This window comes from Blastococcus sp. SYSU DS0828 (genome assembly GCF_054050975.1).
Window position 1 is genome coordinate 249,984 of sequence record NZ_JBJHAK010000001.1, and the last position, 17,589, is coordinate 267,572.

The 17,589-nt window shown below is 74.5% G+C and carries 17 protein-coding genes; 10 read left to right on the forward strand and 7 right to left on the reverse strand.

Annotated elements, in window-relative coordinates; genetic code table 11:
* Window positions 1-203: 203 nt before the first annotated feature.
* From ACI79Q_RS01175 to ACI79Q_RS01195, 5 genes are read left to right on the forward strand one after another with little or no spacing between them, the layout of a single operon-like run.
* Window positions 204-1,226, forward strand: a complete 1,023-nt coding sequence (locus tag ACI79Q_RS01175) for a LacI family DNA-binding transcriptional regulator (RefSeq protein ID WP_456614021.1) — start codon at window positions 204-206, stop codon at window positions 1,224-1,226.
* Window positions 1,223-1,996 carry a (Fe-S)-binding protein gene (locus ACI79Q_RS01180; protein WP_456613970.1) on the forward strand — a complete coding sequence of 258 codons (774 nt, stop codon included), beginning with the start codon at window positions 1,223-1,225 and terminating at the stop codon, window positions 1,994-1,996. The genes ACI79Q_RS01175 and ACI79Q_RS01180 overlap by 4 nt, the downstream gene beginning before the upstream one ends.
* Window positions 1,993-3,453 carry a LutB/LldF family L-lactate oxidation iron-sulfur protein gene (locus tag ACI79Q_RS01185; protein WP_456613971.1) on the forward strand — a complete coding sequence of 487 codons (1,461 nt, stop codon included), beginning with the start codon at window positions 1,993-1,995 and terminating at the stop codon, window positions 3,451-3,453. The genes ACI79Q_RS01180 and ACI79Q_RS01185 overlap by 4 nt, the downstream gene beginning before the upstream one ends.
* Window positions 3,450-4,067 carry a LutC/YkgG family protein gene (locus ACI79Q_RS01190; protein ID WP_456613972.1) on the forward strand — a complete coding sequence of 206 codons (618 nt, stop codon included), beginning with the start codon at window positions 3,450-3,452 and terminating at the stop codon, window positions 4,065-4,067. Before ACI79Q_RS01185 ends, ACI79Q_RS01190 begins: the two co-directional genes overlap by 4 nt.
* Before the next feature lie 57 nt (window positions 4,068-4,124).
* Entirely contained in the window at window positions 4,125-4,634 is a 510-nt protein-coding gene (locus ACI79Q_RS01195) for a phosphohydrolase (RefSeq protein WP_456595505.1), read from the forward strand.
* A gap of 93 nt (window positions 4,635-4,727) precedes the next feature.
* Here the strand turns inward: ACI79Q_RS01195 and ACI79Q_RS01200 are convergent, their stop codons facing one another.
* From ACI79Q_RS01200 to ACI79Q_RS01210, 3 genes are all read right to left on the reverse strand, one after another.
* Window positions 4,728-5,684: an alpha/beta hydrolase fold domain-containing protein gene (locus ACI79Q_RS01200; RefSeq protein WP_456588274.1), complete on the reverse strand. Its 957-nt coding sequence runs from the start codon at window positions 5,682-5,684 to the stop codon at window positions 4,728-4,730.
* Window position 5,685: 1 nt separating this feature from the next.
* Window positions 5,686-6,507 carry a mycofactocin-coupled SDR family oxidoreductase gene (locus ACI79Q_RS01205; RefSeq protein ID WP_456612080.1) on the reverse strand — a complete coding sequence of 274 codons (822 nt, stop codon included), beginning with the start codon at window positions 6,505-6,507 and terminating at the stop codon, window positions 5,686-5,688.
* 61 nt (window positions 6,508-6,568) lie between these two features.
* Window positions 6,569-8,218, reverse strand: coding sequence for an FAD-binding protein (locus ACI79Q_RS01210; protein ID WP_456613973.1), 1,650 nt, complete (start codon window positions 8,216-8,218; stop codon window positions 6,569-6,571).
* A 56-nt stretch (window positions 8,219-8,274) separates the two neighbouring features.
* On the opposite strand from ACI79Q_RS01210, the gene ACI79Q_RS01215 reads away from it, so the two are divergent.
* The gene (locus ACI79Q_RS01215) at window positions 8,275-8,859 is read left to right on the forward strand and encodes a TetR/AcrR family transcriptional regulator (RefSeq protein ID WP_456612078.1); all 585 of its coding nucleotides are present in this window, start codon (window positions 8,275-8,277) and stop codon (window positions 8,857-8,859) included.
* Here ACI79Q_RS01215 and ACI79Q_RS01220 read toward each other — a convergent pair.
* Together ACI79Q_RS01220 and ACI79Q_RS01225 are read right to left on the reverse strand one after the other, a co-directional pair.
* A complete protein-coding gene (locus ACI79Q_RS01220) occupies window positions 8,849-9,877 on the reverse strand; it encodes an ATP-dependent 6-phosphofructokinase (protein WP_456595500.1) in 1,029 nt (342 codons plus the stop codon). The two genes, ACI79Q_RS01215 and ACI79Q_RS01220, sit on opposite strands and share 11 nt — an antisense overlap.
* Before the next feature lie 116 nt (window positions 9,878-9,993).
* A complete protein-coding gene (locus ACI79Q_RS01225) occupies window positions 9,994-10,824 on the reverse strand; it encodes an acyl-CoA thioesterase (protein WP_456588279.1) in 831 nt (276 codons plus the stop codon).
* Window positions 10,825-10,888: 64 nt separating this feature from the next.
* Here ACI79Q_RS01225 and ACI79Q_RS01230 point away from each other — a divergent pair, with 64 nt between their 5' ends.
* Window positions 10,889-11,749 carry a siderophore-interacting protein gene (locus ACI79Q_RS01230; RefSeq protein WP_456613974.1) on the forward strand — a complete coding sequence of 287 codons (861 nt, stop codon included), beginning with the start codon at window positions 10,889-10,891 and terminating at the stop codon, window positions 11,747-11,749.
* Window positions 11,750-11,752: 3 nt separating this feature from the next.
* Here ACI79Q_RS01230 and ggt read toward each other — a convergent pair whose 3' ends face one another.
* Complete coding sequence (ggt, locus tag ACI79Q_RS01235) at window positions 11,753-13,615, reverse strand: gamma-glutamyltransferase (RefSeq protein WP_456613975.1); 1,863 nt, start codon at window positions 13,613-13,615, stop codon at window positions 11,753-11,755.
* Between the two features lie 160 nt (window positions 13,616-13,775).
* On the opposite strand from ggt, the gene ACI79Q_RS01240 reads away from it, so the two are divergent.
* Entirely contained in the window at window positions 13,776-15,308 is a 1,533-nt protein-coding gene (locus ACI79Q_RS01240) for a DUF2252 family protein (RefSeq protein WP_456613976.1), read from the forward strand.
* Here ACI79Q_RS01240 and ACI79Q_RS01245 read toward each other — a convergent pair.
* Entirely contained in the window at window positions 15,299-16,333 is a 1,035-nt protein-coding gene (locus tag ACI79Q_RS01245; RefSeq protein WP_456613977.1) for a YihY/virulence factor BrkB family protein, read from the reverse strand. The genes ACI79Q_RS01240 and ACI79Q_RS01245 overlap by 10 nt on opposite strands.
* A gap of 83 nt (window positions 16,334-16,416) precedes the next feature.
* Between ACI79Q_RS01245 and ACI79Q_RS01250 the strand changes: the two genes are divergently transcribed.
* Complete coding sequence (locus ACI79Q_RS01250) at window positions 16,417-16,887, forward strand: heme-degrading domain-containing protein (RefSeq protein ID WP_456588284.1); 471 nt, start codon at window positions 16,417-16,419, stop codon at window positions 16,885-16,887.
* 98 nt (window positions 16,888-16,985) lie between these two features.
* Window positions 16,986-17,585, forward strand: a complete 600-nt coding sequence (locus ACI79Q_RS01255) for a TetR/AcrR family transcriptional regulator (RefSeq protein WP_456588285.1) — start codon at window positions 16,986-16,988, stop codon at window positions 17,583-17,585.
* Window positions 17,586-17,589 lie beyond the last annotated feature (4 nt).

The window sequence follows — 17,589 nt, forward strand, 5'->3', positions numbered from 1 at the left end:
ATCGTTTCAGGCGCGATGTGACGGCCACCATAGAAAGGTCCCGAATGTGTGTCAACCGCCACGCTCACGGCCGTGACTCGAGCGTGACGAGGGCGCGCGCTGTGCGGTTGACACGTTTCAGAGGGTGGCCCCATCATGGCCTGCACCGGGTCTCGCCGCGAGGTCCGTCGACGCGCGCCCGAGGAGGAGCACTGACCGCCAGCATCCGGGACGTCGCCGGCCGGGCGGGCGTCTCGGTGGGCACGGTCAGCAACGTCCTGAACCGGCCGGAGGTGGTCGGCGCGGCCACCCGCGAGCGCGTGCTCGCCGCGATCGCGGAGCTCGGCTTCGTCCGGAACGAGTCCGCCCGGCAGCTGCGCGCCGGCTCCAGCCGGACCGTGGGGCTCGTGGTCCTGGACATCGCGAACCCGTTCTTCACCGATGTCGCCCGTGGCGTGGAGGAGGTGGTGGACGCCGCCGGGCTGTCGCTGATCCTCTGCAACACCGACGACCGCCCGGAGCGGGAGACCGCGCACCTGGCCGCCCTCGCCGAGCAGCGGGTGCACGGCGTGCTCATCACGCCCACCGCCGAGCTCAGCCCGGACCTCGCCGCCCTTCGCAGGAGAGGCGTACCCGTCGTGCTGCTCGACCGCCGGGCTCCGGACGGTGACCAGTGCGCGGTCGCCACCGACGACGTCCTCGGTGGTCGGCTCGCCGCCGAGCACCTGCTCGAGCGCGGCCACCGGCGCATCGCCTTCATCGGGGCGGCCTCGGGACTTCCGCAGGTGCACGAGCGGCACGCCGGCGTGGCGAGCGCCGTCCGCGAGGCGTCGGGCGCCGAGCTCACCGTCCTGTCCCCGGAGGAGCTCACGGTGGCCGGCGGACGCGAGGCGGCGGGGCGGATCATCGGCATCCCCGCCACCCGGCGCCCGACCGCCGCGATCTGCGCCAACGACCTGCTCGCGCTGGGGGTGCTGCAGGAGATGGTCCGGCACCGCGTGCGGGTCCCCGACGAACTGGCGATCGTCGGCTACGACGACATCGACTTCGCGGCCGCCGCCGCCGTCCCGCTCACCTCGGTGAGCAAGCCGCGGCACGCCATGGGCCGCCGCGCCGCGCAGCTGCTCCTGGACGAGGCGCGCGAGGGCCACGTCCACGAGCAGCCCGTCTTCGAGCCGGTGCTCGTCGTCCGCGAGTCGAGCATGGTCCGGCGGGATCCGGCGCCCGACCGGGAGGGGATCCGATGAAGGTCGCGCTCTTCGCCACCTGCCTGGTCGACACGATGGTGCCGCGGGTCGCCGAGGCGACGGCGGTGCTGCTGGAGCGGCTCGGCCACGAGGTGGTCGTGCCCTCGGGCCAGAGCTGCTGCGGGCAGATGCACGTCAACACCGGCTACCGGCGCGAGGCGGTGCCCGTCATCGCCAACCACGTACGCGCGTTCGCCGGGGCGGAGGCGATCGTGGCGCCGTCCGGCTCCTGCGTCGCCTCCATCCACCACCAGCAGGCCGCCGTCGCCCGCCGCGCCGGGGAGCACGCGCTCGCCGACGACGCCGCGGCGCTGGCCGAGCGGACCTACGAGCTGTCGCAGTTCCTGGTCGACGTCCTGGGGGTCACCGATGTCGGGGCGTACTACCCGCACCGGGTCACCTACCACCCGACCTGCCACTCGCTGCGGATGCTGAGGGTCGGCGACCGGCCGCTGCGCCTGCTGCGCGCCGTTCGCGGCCTGGAGCTGGTCGAGCTGCCCGCGGCCGACCAGTGCTGCGGGTTCGGCGGCACGTTCGCGGTCAAGAACGCCGAGACCTCGACCGCGATGCTCACCGACAAGATGGCCAACGTGCTCGCCACGCACGCCGAGGTGTGCACCGCGGGCGACGCCTCCTGCCTCCTGCACATCGGCGGCGGGCTCTCCCGCCTCCGGGCCGGCACGCGCACGGTGCACCTGGCCGAGATCCTCGCGTCGACGGAGGACGCCGTGACCCCCGAGCAGTCGACCCGACCGGCGGTGCGCTCGTGACCGCCGTCTTCCTGGGCATCCCGACCGCTCCCCGGGGCGTCGGGCACCTGCGCGGCGAGCGGTCGTTCCCCGACGCCGCGCGCGACTCGCTGCGCGACGGGCAGCTGCGCGCCAACCTCGGCCATGCCACGGCGACGATCCGGGGCAAGCGAGCCGCCGTGGTCGGCGAGGTGCCCGACTGGGCGGAGCTGCGCGAGGCCGGCCGGGCGATCAAGGCGGCCACGATGGCCCGGCTCGACGAGCACCTGGTCGCCCTGGAGGAGCAGGTCACCGCCCGCGGCGGCACGGTGCACTGGGCCCGCGACGCCACCGAGGCCAACCGGATCGTCCTCGACCTGGTGCAGGCCACCGGCACCGACGAGGTGGTCAAGGTCAAGTCGATGGCCACCCAGGAGATCGGGCTCAACGAGGCGCTGGAGGCCGCGGGTATCGCGGCGCACGAGACCGACCTCGCCGAGCTGATCGTGCAACTGGGCGAGGACCGGCCGTCGCACATCCTGGTCCCGGCGATCCACAAGAACCGGGCCGAGATCCGCGAGATCTTCCTGCGCACCATGCCCGGGGTGGACCCCGAGCTCACCGACGACCCCCGTCGGCTGGCCATGGCGGCGCGGGCGCACCTGCGCGAGCGCTTCCTCCGGGCCCGGGTGGCGATCAGCGGGGCGAACTTCGCCGTCGCCGAGACCGGCACCCTCGCCGTCGTCGAGTCCGAGGGCAACGGGCGCATGTGCCTGACGCTCCCGCAGACCCTCATCACCGTGATGGGCATCGAGAAGGTGGTGCCCACCTGGACCGACCTCGAGGTCTTCCTGCAGCTGCTTCCCCGCTCCTCCACGGGCGAACGGATGAACCCCTACACCTCGCTGTGGGCCGGGGTCACGCCCGATGACGGACCGCAGGAGTTCCACCTCGTGCTGGTCGACAACGGGCGGACGGCGGTGCTCGCCGACGAGGTGGGGCGCGAGGCGCTGCACTGCATCCGCTGCTCGGCGTGCCTGAACGTCTGCCCGGTGTACGAGCGCGCCGGTGGCCACGCCTACGGGTCGGTGTACCCCGGGCCGATCGGCGCCGTGCTCTCCCCCCAGCTCACCGGCGTCGAGGACAACGCGTCGCTGCCGTACGCCTCGTCGCTGTGCGGCGCCTGCTACGACGTCTGCCCGGTGGCGATCGACATCCCCTCGATCCTGGTGCACCTGCGCGCCGAGCACGTCGAGGCCCAGACGCGCACGACCCCTGAGGCAGCGGCCTTCCGCCTCCTCTCCCGCGTGATGGCCTCCCCGCGGCTCTGGCGGCTCGCCCAGCGGGCCGCCGGTCTGGGCCGGTTCCTGGCCCGTGGGCGGCCGACCCTCCCGGCCACGCTGCCGCCGCCGCTGTCGGCCTGGACCCGGTCCCGCGACCTCCCCACTCCGCCCGGGAAGACCTTCACTTCTCAGTGGGCCGAGGAGCACCGGCGGTGAGCGCGCGCGAGGAGGTGCTCGGGCGGATCCGCGCGGCGCTGGGCCCGGACCGGCGCGCCCCTGAACCCGTCCGGCGCGACTACCGGCGGCGGGACGACCGCCCCGCCGCCGTGCTGCACGAGGTGCTCACCGACCGGCTGGAGGACTACAAGGCCACGGTGGTGCGCTGCGCGCCGGCCGAGGTGGCCTCCACCGTGGCCCGGTCGATCGGCGACCTGGACCTGCCCCCCGACGCCGTCGTCGTCGCGCCGGGCCTGCCCGCGGACTGGCGGCCCGACGGCGCGGTGCCGGACGACGGCCGGCCCGCGGTCGGGCTGGCGTCCTTCGGCGCGTCGGTCACCGGGGTGGCCGTGGCCGTGGCCGAGACCGGCACGCTGGTGCTGGACGGCTCCCCGAGCTGCGGCCGGCGGGCCCTGTCGCTGCTGCCCGACGTCCTGGTGTGCGTGGTGACGGCGGACCAGGTCGTCGGCGGGGTCCCCGAGGCGCTCGCCCGGCTGGACCCGACGGCCCCGCTCACGATGATCAGCGGCCCGTCGGCGACCAGCGACATCGAGCTGCAGCGCGTCGAGGGCGTGCACGGCCCGCGCACCCTGGTCGTCGTCCTCGCCGGCTGACCGGCTGATCAGCCGGACGGCCACCCTCTCCGGCGGAACGGTGCCTAGCCTCGGTGCGTGCCCTTCACGCTTCCCGACGCCCACCTGCTCGCCCTGGAGGCGCACGAGGGCCAGGTGGACGAGGACGGCCGCGACCACTACCTGGCGCAGCTGCGGCCGCTCGCCGAGGCGCTGCGGCCGTTCGGACCCGAGGCCGAGATGGCCGGCGTGCTCAAGGACGTCGTGGCGGGCACCCGCGACCACCCCGACCCGGCCCGCCGGTACGACCTGGACCGGTTGCGGGCCCTCGGGGTGCCGGGCGTGGTGGTCGAGGCGATCGACGCGGGGACCCCGCGCCCGGGCGAGCCCTACCTGTCCGGGTTCGTCCGCCGGGTGGCCGCCCACCCGCTGGCCCGCCTGGTGAAGCTGGTGGAGAACAAGGCCGACCTCGCCGCCACTGAGCGGCTGGCGGGCACCGACCCCGACCGGGCACGCACCCTCCGCGAGGGCCGCTACCGCCCGGTCCGCCGGATGCTCCTGTCCGCCGAGGCGGCCGACCGGGTGCACGGCCACCGCATCCTGGTCTGACGGGCCGGCGCCGCACCCGCTGTGTCGCCCGTGGTGGTGTCGCCCCGTGCCGACACCACCACGGGTCGACGACCGGCGCGGCCCGCCGGCGGGTCAGCCTCCCGGCGCGAGCGCGGACGACAGCTCCGCGCACAGCTCGGCGAGGGCCTGCGGCGCGCTGCGGCAGAGCCTCGGGAAGGCCAGGTACCCGTGCGGCATCCCGACGTAGGTCGTTGCCCGCACCGGCACCCGCGCGGCCCGCAGCGTCTCCGCGTAGCGCAGCCCGTCGTCGCGGATCGGATCGTGCTCGGCGACCTGCACCAGCGCCGGCGGCAGGCCGCCGTGGTCGGCGGCGAGCAGCGGCGAGACGTACGGGTGCGCACGGTCCCGGTCGCCCAGGTAGTGCGCGCGGTAGGCCTCCATGTCGCGCCGGGTGAGGACGGGGGCATCGGCGTTCTCGGCGATGGAGGCGCTGCCGAACGTCAGGTCGGTCGCCGGGTAGAGCAGCGCCTGGACGGCGATCGCCGGCCCGGACCGGTCGCGGGACATGAGCGCGACGACCGCGGCCAGGTTCCCCCCGGCGCTGTCGCCCATGACCGCCAGCCGGCCCGGATCGGCCCCCAGCTCGCCGGCGCGGGCGGCGACGTCGACCAGCGCCGCGTAGCAGTCCTCGGGCGCGGCGGGCCACGGGTGCGCCGGCGCGAGGCGGTAGTCGATCGACACCACGACGGCGCCCACGGTCGCGGCCACGTTGCTGCACAGCCAGTCGGCCTGGTCGAGCGAGCCGAGCACCCAGCCGCCGCCGTGGAAGTTGACCACGAGCGGCAGCGGCCCGCCGGCGGCGCCGCGGGGGCGGTAGACCCGCATCGCCAGCGGTCCCGCCGCGCCGGCGGTGACGCCGTCCTGCAGGGTCACCCCCGGCGCCACCCCGCCCAGGAGCAGGTCGGTCACGGGGTTGTGCCCGGGCGAGCGCTCCTGGACGCGAGCGAGCCGCTCGGCGTCCAGGGTGGCGACCGACCCCAGCCGCAGCGCCCGCCCGAGCAGCCGCACCCGCAGGTCGAGGCGAGCCACGTCAGCGCCCGAGGATGCCGAGGTCGACCGGCAGCTGGACGCCGGTCACGTGCCGCGCCTCGTCCGAGGCCAGCCAGGCCACCGCATGCGCGATGTCCTCGGGCTGGGAGATCGGGTCGGGCAGCGCGCCCATCAGCATGGGGGCCAGCGTTGTGGCGTACTGCTGCGCGAGTTCGAACATCTCCGCAGGCTGCATGCCGGTGGCCACGCCGTGCGGGTGCACGGTGTTGACCCGGATGTTGTGCTGCCCGAGCTCGTTCGCCATGGTCCGCGCCAGGCCGACGATGCCGTGCTTGCTGGCCGCGTAGTCGGCGAGGAACGGCAGCCCCCGCAGCCCGGCCACCGAGCTGATCACGATGATCGAGCCGCCGGTACCCTGCTCCAGCAGCACCGGCACGGTCGCCTTCATCGTGAAGAACGTGCCGGTGAGGTTGGTGTCGATCGTCTCCTGCCACTTCTCCACCGGGATCTCCCAGGACATCGAGCCCGAGCAGATGCCGGCGTTGGCGACGACGACGTCGAGCCGGCCGAACTCCGCCACTCCGTCGCGGACCACGGACATCTGCCCGTCGAGGTCGCGGACGTCGACCTTGCGGGCCAGGATGCGCCGCCCCTGCGCCTCGACCAGGCGGGCGGTCTCGGCGAGGTCCTCCTCGGTGGGGCCGGCGTAGGACGTGGTCTTCGCCGTCTCGCAGTTGTCGATCGCGATGACGTCGGCGCCCTCGGCCGCGAGCCGGACCGCATGGGCGCGGCCCTGGCCGCGGGCGGCGCCGGTGACGTAGGCGACCTTGCCGGCGAGGCGGCCGGACGTGCTGGTGGTCACGCATCTCTCCTGTGGTGAGGGAACCGGCGCGCGGTCGCGCGCCGGGAAGGTGGGACCGGGCTCAGGCGGGCCGGCGGGCCATGTGCCGGGCGGCGCGCAGTCCGAAGACGGCGGCGGGCCCGATGGTGGAGCCCGGGCCGGGATAGGTCCGCCCCATGACGGAGGCGGAGTTGTTGCCCGCGGAGTACAGGCCCTCGATGACCGAGCCGTCCTCGCGCAGCGCACGGCCGTCGGGGTCGGTGACCACGCCGCCCTTGGTGCCGAGGTCACCGATGACCACGCGGAACGCGGTGAACGGGCCCTTCTCCAGCGGACCGAGGCACGGGTTGGGCCGCACGGTGGGATCGCCGTAGTAGCGGTCGTAGGCGGAGTTGCCCCGCCCGAAGTCGCCGTCGATGCCGGCGCGGGCGAACCCGTTGAACCGCTGGACGGTCGCCTGCAGCCGGCCCGGCTCCATGCCCAGCCGCTCGGCCAGCTGCGGGATGCTCCCGGCCTTGACCATGATCCCGGCTTCGCGCATCGCCTTGTTCAGCCGCGGGTCCAGGGCGAACGTCCGCAGGTACCGGCGGGCGTGCCGGGCATCGGCGACGAGCCAGTACGGGCCGTCCTTGTCGTGCTCGAGCATGTGGTGGCCGAGGTCGACGTAGGACTCCGACTCGTTCGCGAAGCGGTCACCGCGGGCGTCGGTCATCAGCGAGTAGGGCATCGACCGCTCCCCCACGATGAACGCCGGCGTGTGCCCGGCGGGGGCGGCGACCGACGCGCCCCACCAGGCCTCGTCCATGAGCTCCAAGGCCGCCCCCGCGCGCTGCGCGATCTCGATCGGGCCACCGACGTTGCCGGGGTTGCCCGACGGCGAGCCGTCGATGCCGTGGTGCTTCTGCCGCCAGTCGCGGTTGTGCTCGAACCCACCGCCGGCCAGCATCACGCCGCGCACGGCGCGGATGCGCACCTCGCGACCGGTGCGGCGGACCCGCACGCCCACCACGCGCTCGCCGTCGAGGACCAGGTCCTCCAGCGGCGCCTGCAGCCAGAGCGGCACCTTCCCGTCGACCACGACGGCCTTGCAGAAGGCGGTGGCCAGGGCCACCCCGATACCGACCACCCGCCGCCCGCGGGCGACACCACCGAGCGCGCGGAACACGAACCGCGCGCCGCGCACGAACCCGCCCGGGGTGGACCAGGCCCGGCCCAGCAGCCATACGTCGTCGGTCTTCACCGGGAGCGGCACCGCGTTGCGCAGGGTCGACCACCAGTCGCCGATCTGCTTGGAGTCCAGCGGCTCGGCCTCGAGCGAGCGGCCGATCTTGCCGCCGGGGAGCTCGGGGTAGTAGTCGGGGTAGTCCTTCGCCCGGGCGAAGGCGAGGCCGTGCCGTTCCGCCGTCGTCACGAAGTCGGCGACACCGTCGACGAACGCCTCCTTGCGCTCCCGCGTCGCGGCGCGCCCCTCGTCGCCGACCGTCGCCTCCAGGTAGGCGAGCGCCTCCTCCCGGGAGTCACCGGCGCCGGCGCGGCGCATGAGCGGGTTGTCCGGCAGCCACATGCCACCCCCGGACATCGCCGTGCTCCCGCCCCACTTCTCCGTGCCCTCCAGCAGGAGCACGCTGAGCCCCTCGTCCAGGGCGCCCAGCGCGGTGGCGAAGCCGGCGCCACCGGTACCGACCACGACGACGTCGTAGGTCTCGTCGAACTGCTCCACGCTCCCGGCCACGGTGCCCTCCTCGCCCACCGACCGGACAGTGTTGTCCGGATCGCTAGGGTGTGAGCATGGCCACGTCGGGCGGGAGAGTCAACCGGGGTCCGGCAGCGGCTCCGGACAACCGGCGGGCGATCCTGCAGGCGGCCCGCCGGGTCATGGCCGCGGGTGGCTACCGGGTGCCGCTGAGCGCGATCGCCCGCGAGGCGGGCGTGGGGCAGGGCGTGCTCTACCGGCACTTCCCGACGCGGCTGGATCTGGCGTTCGCCGTGTTCGAGGACAACTTCGCCGAACTCGAGGCGATCGCCGCCGATCGGGACGCCGGGTCTCTCGGCCGGCTGTGGAGTCGCCTGGTCGACCAGGCCATCGAGACCACGGCCTTCGTCGAGATGGTCGTCGACGCCCGCCGGAACCTGCCCGAGTACGACGGGGCGGAGCGGCTGCTCGGCCTGGTGGAGGCCACCCTGCGCCCCGCCCGCGACGCCGGGGTCGCCCCCCCGGAGGTCACCGCCGACGACGTGCTGCTCGCCCTCCGGATGACCTTCGGCGTGGTCATGACCGCCGCGACACCGGACGCCGTCCGGCCCGCCGTCGACCGGGCCCTGGCACTGCTGGACCCGCCGTGGGCCCGGCCGCGTGCCGGGGTCAGCCGGTGAAGGCCTCGATCTCGGCGAGCCGGGAGGGGGTCACCGTCTTCAGCCGGGCGACGGCGCGCGCCAGCGGGACCAGCTCGATCTCCGTCCCCCGCAGCGCAACCATCTGACCGGTACGGCCCTCGTGCGCAGCGATGGTGGCATGCAGGCCGAAGCGGGTCGCCAGCACGCGGTCGAACGACGTCGGGGTCCCACCGCGCTGGACGTGCCCCAGCACCGTGGCCCGCACCTCCTTGCCGGTGCGCCGCTCCAGCTCCTCCCCCAGCTGCTGGGTGACGCCGGTGAACCGGCGGTGGCCGAACTCGTCGACGCCGCCGCGACGGAAGGCCATCTGCCCGGGCAGCGGCTCGGCCCCCTCGGCGACGACGCCGATCACGTGGGACGCCCCGCGGGCGAACCGGTCGCAGACCAGCCGCACCACCTCGTCCACGTCGAACGGCTGCTCGGGCACCAGGGTCAGATGGGCGCCGGCGGCCAGGCCGGCGTGCAGCGCGATCCACCCGGCGTGCCGGCCCATCACCTCGACCAGCAGCACGCGCTGGTGCGACTCGGCGGTCGTGTGCAGCCGGTCGATGAGCTCGGTGGCGATGCTGACCGCGGTGTCGAAGCCGAACGTCAGATCGGTGCCGTCGATGTCGTTGTCGATCGTCTTCGGGATGCCCACCACCGGCACGCCGGCCTCCGACAACACGTGGGCCGCGGTGAGGGTGCCCTCCCCGCCGATGGGGACGAGGACGTCGACCCCGTGCTCGTCGAGCGTGCCGATCATCTCCTCGATGCCGGCGTGCAGCTTCTCCGGAGCGACGCGGGCCGAGCCGAGCGTCGTGCCACCGCGGGTGAGCAGGCCGTCGACCGCGGCCACGTCCAGCGGCGTCCAGCGGTTCTCCAGCAGCCCGCGCCAGCCGTCGCGGAAGCCGATCACCTCGCTGCCGTAGTGGGCACCGGCGGTGCGCACCACCGAACGGATGACGGCGTTGAGGCCGGGGCAGTCCCCGCCTCCGGTCAGGATTCCGATGCGCACCGGCTGGCTCCTCGCGCTCGTGGGCCGGGTTGACCCGACCATACGTCATGACGTCTCGACGACCGCCCGCCGACGCGCGGGGTGACTGCGAGCCGTCGGCGCGGCGCGCCTGCCGGTCACCGCCCGGGGCGGAAGGGGTTCCGGCCGGGCCGGAACAGCGTCTCCTGGGTGAAGCTCGCGCCGAGCACACCGCCGGCCGTGGTGATCGATCCGGTGTACCAGCCCCGCCCCCCGGACACGGTGCGCGGCACCATGTCCATGAGCACCCAGTCGTCCAGCGGCGCGTGGCGGTGGAACCAGACGGCGTGGTCCAGGCTCGGGCCGGGGGCGGCCTCGTCGTCGGGCAGCGCCGACAGCCCGGTCCCGATGTCGGAGAGGTAGGTCAGCACGCAGGCGTGCACCAGGTGGTCGGCCGGCAGCGGCACGGTGGCCCGCGCCCAGAAGCGGGTCGGCCAGTGCGCGTCCGGGTAGGGCTGCGGGGGCCGGCGGCTCTCCATGGAGAACACCCGGGGCAGCTCGAAGACCGGCAGTCCGTCCGGCGCCTCGACGGCGGGGGTCGGCTGCACCTGCTGGTCCGGGCCGGGACCGGGCACCGCGAACGAGGCCGACATGCTGAACACGACCTCGCCGCCCTGGAGGGCGACCACCCGCCGGGCCGAGAACGAGCCGCCGTCGCGGTCCCGGTCCACGCGGAAGATCGTCGGGCGGGCGGCGTCACCGCTGCGCAGGAAGTAGCCGTGCAGCGAGTGCGGGAGGCGGTCGGCGGCGACCGTGCGCCCGGCGGCGTACAGCGCCTGCGCGGCCACCTGCCCGCCGTACAGCGGGAAGGGGTCGCTGAACAGCAGGGTGCTGCGGTACAGGTCGCGGTCGATCTCCTCCAGAGCCAGGACGTCGAGGACCGTCGGCCCCGCCGCTCGGCGTGCGTCGTCGGCAGCCACGGTCTCCACGCAGGGCACCCTAACCGGGTGCTCGGATCGGGTTAGGGTCCCCTCTGTACCGTCGCCAGTCGTGATGAGCGAGCCACGGAACGGCGACGGACGACCGCCCCGCAGACGGATCCCCCGGATCGGCGAGGTGGTCCGGACCTCGTGGCTCACCCCGCACATGGTCCGCGTCGTGCTCGGCGGCGAGGGCCTGGCCGGCTTTCCCGACGGCGAGTTCACCGACCGCTACGTCAAGCTGCTCTTCCCGCCCGCGGACGCCTCCTACGCGGTCCCCTACGACGTCGAGCAGGTGCGTGCCGAGCTGCCCGCCGACCAGTGGCCGGTCACCCGCACCTACACGGTGCGCACGTGGGACGCCGCCGCCGGAGAGCTGACCATCGACTTCGTCCACCACGGCGACGAGGGGCTCGCCGGCCCCTGGGCCGCCGCGGCCCGGCCCGGCGACCGGATCCAGTTCATGGGACCGGGCGGCGCCTACGCGCCCCGGCCGGACGCCGACTGGCACCTCCTCGCCGGTGACGAGGCCGCGCTCCCCGCCATCGCCGCGTCCCTCGACCGGCTGCCGGCCGGCGCACGGGCGCTGGTGTTCGTGGAGGTGGCCGGGCCCGAGGAGGAGCAGACCGACCTGGCTCTCTCCCCCACCGTCGACCTGCGCTGGCTGCACCGGGGCGACGCGCTGCCCGGTGTGGCCCTGGTCCAGGCGGTCGAGGCCACCCAGCTCCCGCCGGGGAACGGGCACGTGTTCGTGCACGGCGAGGCGTACGCCGTCCGCGACCTGCGGCGCCACCTGCGGGCCGAGCGCGGGCTCGACCCGGAGTGGACGTCGATCTCCGGCTACTGGCGGCGCGGAGACACCGAGGACGCCTGGCAGTCGGGCAAGCGCCAGTGGAACGCCGCGATCGAGGCCGAGGACGCCGTCGGTCGCTGACCGTCAGCCCCCGAGCGGCGGGGCGAGCTCCGCCGCGCCCGGCGCCTCCGGGCCGCCGACGACAGGGTGCACCACCCCGGCGCTCCCGCCGCCGCGGCGCTCCATCTCCGCGGCGGCCAGCAGCAGGCCGCCCGGCAGGTACTCGATGCCCGTGGCCGCGCCGAGCTCCTCCACGACGGTGAACTCGTGCCCGAGGGCGGTGAGCGGCTCGCCGTACGCGTCGACGAACGCCGGCTCCGCGCTGACCGCGGCCGTGTTGCGCTGGCTGGCGCGCGGGGCGGCGATCGCCTCCGCCAGGTCCATGTTGCGGTCGATGCGGTTCACCAGCGTCTGCAGGACGGTCGTGATGATCGTGCTGCCGCCCGGCGAGCCGAGGGCCAGGACCGGCTCGCCGTCGTGCAGGACGATCGTCGGCGCCATGCTGCTGCGCGGGCGCTTCCCCGGGGCGGGCAGGTTCGGCTCGGGCCGGGTGGGGTCGGCGGCGGCGAACGTGAAGTCGGTCAGCTCGTTGTTCAGCAGGAACCCGCGGCCAGGCACCGTGATCCCGCTGCCCCCGGTCTGCTCGATGGTCAGCGTGTAGCTGGCGATGTTGCCGGCGGCGTCGCCGACCGTGAGGTGGGTCGTGGACGGACCCTCCGCACCCTCCTCCACCGTCGGCCCCTCGCCGGCCGGGCAGGGGGCGTACTCGCCGTCCGGGTCGCCCGCGGGGGTCGGCTTCGCCAGCACCGCATCCGGCGCGATGGCGCAGGCTCGCTCCGTGGCGAACCGGTCCGAGAGGAGCTCGGCCAGCGGCACCTGGTTGTACGCCGGGTCACCGACGTAGGCGTTCCGGTCGGCGAACGCCAGCGCGCTCGCCTCCAGGTAGGCGTGCAGCACCGGCACCTCGGGCAGCGAGGCGAGCGGGAAGGGCTCCAGGATGTTCAGCGCCTCACCGACGGTCGAGCCGCCGCTGGACGGCGGGGCCATGCCGTAGACCTCGAGTCCCCGGTAGCCGACCCGGGTCGGCTCCCGGAGCGGCGCCTCGTACAGCGCCAGGTCCACGGCCTCCAGCAGACCCGGCCGGACCTCCGCGGCCCCCTCCGCCTCGGGCGGGTCCTGCACCGTCGCCACGATCTCCTCGGCCAGCTCCCCCGTGTAGAGCGGGTCCACCCCCTTGCCGGCCAGCAGCCGGTAGGTGTCGGCCAGGTCGGGGTTGCGGAACACCGATCCCACCTCGGGCAGGGCGCCGCCGGGGAGGAAGAGCTCGGCGGTCGGCGCGAACATGCGGAACCTCTCCTCGTTGTCCGCCGTCTGCTGCCGGAACGTCTCGTCGACGACGAAGCCCTCGTCGGCCAGCCGGGTCGCACCGCCGAGCGCGTCGGCCAGCGACCAGGTGCCGAACTCCTCCAGCGCCGTCACCCAGGTGGCCGGGGTGCCCGGCGTGCCCACCGACAGACCGCTCGAGACTGCCTCGGCGAACGGGATCGGGTCGCCCGCCTCGTCGAGGAAGGCGTCCGCGCCCATGGCCAGCGGTGCGGTCTCCCGGCCGTCGATCGTGGTGACCTCTCCGGTTGCGGCGTCGTAGTAGACGAAGAAGCCGCCCCCACCGATGCCCGCCGAGTACGGCTCCGTGACGCCCAGCGCGGCGGCCGTGGCCACCGCCGCATCCGCAGCGTTGCCACCGGCGGCCAGGACGTCCAGCCCCACCCGGGTCGCGTCGGGGTCGACCGTGGCGACCGCGCCCCCGGTGCCCACGGCCAGCGCGCGCTTCTCCGGGGGCGCCCCGCCCGGAGCGTCGTGCGGGGCGGCGCTCGCGGGGCCGCCCGCCACGAGGGCGCCGCCGGCGAGCGCGGTCAGGGCCAGGAGGGTGGTACGCGGACGCGGCATGGAAGCTCCTCGGGCGTCATCGCTGCGCAGGAACCCATGGGACACCCGCGGAGCCCGGCGCGCCAGGCGGTCCGGCGTCCCCGTCCCGGGACGGGGACGTGGCGGCGGCTGTCACACAACCGTCGTGCCTGGTCGGGGCGCCGACGGGTAGCCGAGGACCATGGACTCCCCCACTCAGCTCAGCGCCGCCTCTCGCCACGAACTCCTGCGCCTGGCCCGGGAGCACGGGATCCCCGGCCGCAGCCGGATGGCCAAGGAGCAGTTGGTCGCCGAGCTGCGGCAGCGGGAGCAGCCGGAGCCGCTGCACGAGACCGAGCAGCCCGGCGCGGGCCGGCAGCAGATCAGCTCCCGGGTCGACGCGTTCCGCCGGCTCGCCGAGGCGCGGGCGGCCGGCGAGATGGTGCTGATCCCCCGCATGCTGACCGGCAACGACCGCCGGGTGCACGTGCGGGAGACCGTGCGGGAGGACCACGAGACCCGCATCGCGAACGGGGACCTGGAGGCGCGGGCGAAGTTCGACAAGCTCGCCGGCTCGGTCTTCCACTTCTTCCGCGGCACGAACCTGCTCTTCTACCGGGACCTGGTCGGCGAGGACGCCCGGCTGCCCACGGTGCTCGCGCTCGGTGACGTCCACCCGGGCAACTTCGGCGTGATGCCCAGCTCGGACAACGTGCCGATCTTCGGCGTCAACGACTTCGACGACGCCTACTACGCGCCGTTCACCTGGGACCTCAAGCGGGGCGCCGTCGGCTTCCTGCTGGGCGCGGCCGAGAAGTCCGGCTCCGGCCGGAAGAAGCAGCGGGCCATCGCGAAACGGTTCGTGCGCGGCTACGCGGCCGGCATCGCCTCCTACGCCGCCGACGGCCGGGAGCAGACCGAGCAGCTCCGGCTCGACAACGCGCCGCCCCTGATCCGGCGGCTGATCGCCGGCACGCTGGAGACCAGCCGCGCCGACTGGCTGGCCGGTCTGCTGGACGAGACCCGGAGCGGCTTCCGGACCGGCGAGGAACTGGTGCCGGTCAGCAGCCGCCGGCAGGAGTTCCAGGAGCTCGTCGACCGCTACGTGGCCGAGAACGAGGTGGCGGTGCCCGAGCGGGCCGGCGCGGTGCGGGTCAAGGACGTCGCCGAGCGACGCGGCGCCGGCACCGCCTCGCTGGGCCTGACCCGGTACTACGTGCTCGTCGCCGGGGTGCGCGACGACGGGACCGACGACCTCCTCCTGGAATTCAAGCGCGCCCGCCGCTCGGCCCTGTCCGGGCTGGTGCCGCCGTCGGGATACGAGGTGGACGGCGAGGGCGACCGCATCCGGCACGCCCAGCGGGTGCACCTGGTCAGCGGGGACGTCTTCTACGGCAGCGTCGACATCGACGGCCGGAGCTTCATGGTGCGCGAGCGGGCACCGTTCCGCGACGACATCAGCCTCGGCTCGCTCTCGACCGGCGAGTGGAAGCAGTACGCGGAGATCTGCGGCCGGGTGCTGGCGCACACCCACGCGATGTCCGACGAGACCGGCAACGTCGACTACGACGTGGAGCCCGCCATCCTGGACGCGATCGGCAACCGGGACCTGTTCGTCGACGACATCCTGCGGTTCGCCGAGGAGGCGGCCGCCCGGGTGCGCCGGGACCACGAGCACTTCGTCGCCGACCACGCGTTGGGCGCCTTCCGGAGCGTAGACGTCGTCTACCGCTGACCGCGCTCCGGTGCGCGCTCGACGGAGGCCCCCGCGTGGTCCTGCGCGACGTCGCCGGGAAAGCCCTCCGCGTCGGCCGGCCGGGGCCGGGCGCCCTTCCGGAACGAGGCCTGCACGCGCTGGAAGCCCTTGTACCGCTCGCTGCGCGCGTAACCGGTGTAGGCCCGGACGTCGGCCGCGGTGAGCTCCACGTCGTCGGTGAACGGGGTCAGCAGGGAGCGGGGGTAGAGCCGCCGGTGCCGGACGACGTTGATCTCCGCGGCCAGCACGACGACGAGCGCCTGCAGGTAGATCCAGACGACCAGCCCGAGGATGACGCCGAAGACGCCGTAGACGTCGGTGGAGCGCGTCACGTACGTGCCGAAGTAGTAGGTGCCGAGAACGTGCAGCAGCTCCCAGAGGACCGCGGCGACGACGGCACCGACGGCGACGGTCCGCCAGGCCAAGCGGCGGGCGGTGAGCACCTGGTAGACCACCAGGAAGATCCCGACGTTGATCGCCAGGCCCGCCAGCGTGCCGGAGAAGGTCGACACGAAGGCGGTCAGCGCGGTCGACGCCACCGCGGCCAGGCCGAGCGCCACGACGAGCAGCAGGCTGCGCAGCCGGGACAGCAGGGGGTTCGGCTGGGCGAAGCGCGGCACGGCGTAGATGCGGTTGAGGGCCGCCTGGGCCGCCTGCATGACGCCGAGCCCCCCGTAGAGACTGCCGAGGATGCCGATGACCAGCGCCACGCCGCTCCCCCGGAAGGTGCCGATGTTCTCCACCAGCGCGGGGCCCAGCAGCGGGAAGTCCGACAGCGCGGACTCGAGGATCCGCTGCTGGAGCGCGGGGTCGTCCTGCAGGAGGAAGCCCAGCACGGAGGTGAGCACCAGCAGCAGCGGGAACAGGGAGACGACGCCGTAGTAGGTGATCAGCGCGGCGAGGTGCGGGCCGCGGTCGTCGGCGAACTTGTAGGCCACCGCGAGCGGGAAGCCCACCACGCGATGCCGGACCTGGAACGCGTCGAACCGCGCGACGACCGACATCGGTGCACCCCTCCCTCGCCGGCGGCTACCCACGACCCGCCTGCGCACTCGCGACCGCGGCGGATCCCCCGTAGGAAGAGGGCATGTCCGAGTCCTTCCCCACGCTCGCCGAGCTCGCCGCGGAGGAGGAGCGCCTGCAGCTCACCTCCTTCACCAACGAGGACGCGTGGGTGCTCGGCTGCGCACTGGTGGCCGCCGCGAGGCGCGATGCCGCCCCCGTCGCCGTCGAGATCACCCGCAACGGCCACCGGCTCTTCTCGGTCGCACTGCCCGGGGCGACCCCCGACAACGCCCACTGGATCGAGCGGAAGTCCCGGGTGGTGCACCGGTTCGGGCACAGCTCGCTCTACGTCCGGCAGGCCAGCATCGAGCGCGGCACCACCTTCGAGGCGGAGTTCGGGCTCGACCCGCAGCACTACGCCGCGCACGGCGGCGCCTTCCCGCTGCTGGTGCGGGACGTCGGCCCGGTGGGTGTCGTCGCCGTCTCCGGGCTCCCCCAGCTGGACGACCACCGGATGGTCACCGCCGTCCTCGCCGAGCACCCGGGGCGCTGACCCCGGTACCGGTCGCGCCCGGCCGGCGTGACGGACACCACCGACCGAAGTGGTCGGTACACCTACCGATCCGGTCGGTCGCGCGTAACCTGCATTTCGTGGCGCGACCGTTCCGGCAGCAGGTGGACGAGGGCATCCTCGACCACGCCGCCGCCCTCTTCGCGCGGCGCGGCTTCGCCAAGACGTCGGTCCAGGACGTCGCGGACGCCGTCGGGTTGTCCAAGGCCGGGCTGCTGCACCACTTCCCCAGCAAGGAAGCGCTCCACGCGGCCGTGCTGGCCCAGGCCGGCGCGCTCGGCCAGCGGGTGCTCGACCAGGTGGTCGACCTGCCGCCGGGCCCGGCACGCGACCGGCTGGCGCTGGACGTGCTCGTCGACATCGCGCTGGCCCACCCCGGGTTGGTCGCGCTGCTCCTCGCCCCGCTGACCCAGGGGGGCACCGAGGACGCCGGGCCCGAGGTCGAGACCGCCGTCGCGGCGGCTCTGGAGGCCTTCGGCGTCACCCCCGGCGCGCTCGGGTCCGAACGGGCCATCCGGGTCGTCGGCGCGCTCACCGCGCTGGCCGTGCTCACCCTGACGGCCCGGCAGCACGACGGCACCACCGCGTGGCGGCCCCTCGTCGTCGCCACCTGCTTCGACGCGCTCGGCCACCACGGGGCCGGCGCCGCTCCTCCCGCTACCGACCAGGTGGAGGCCTGATCCC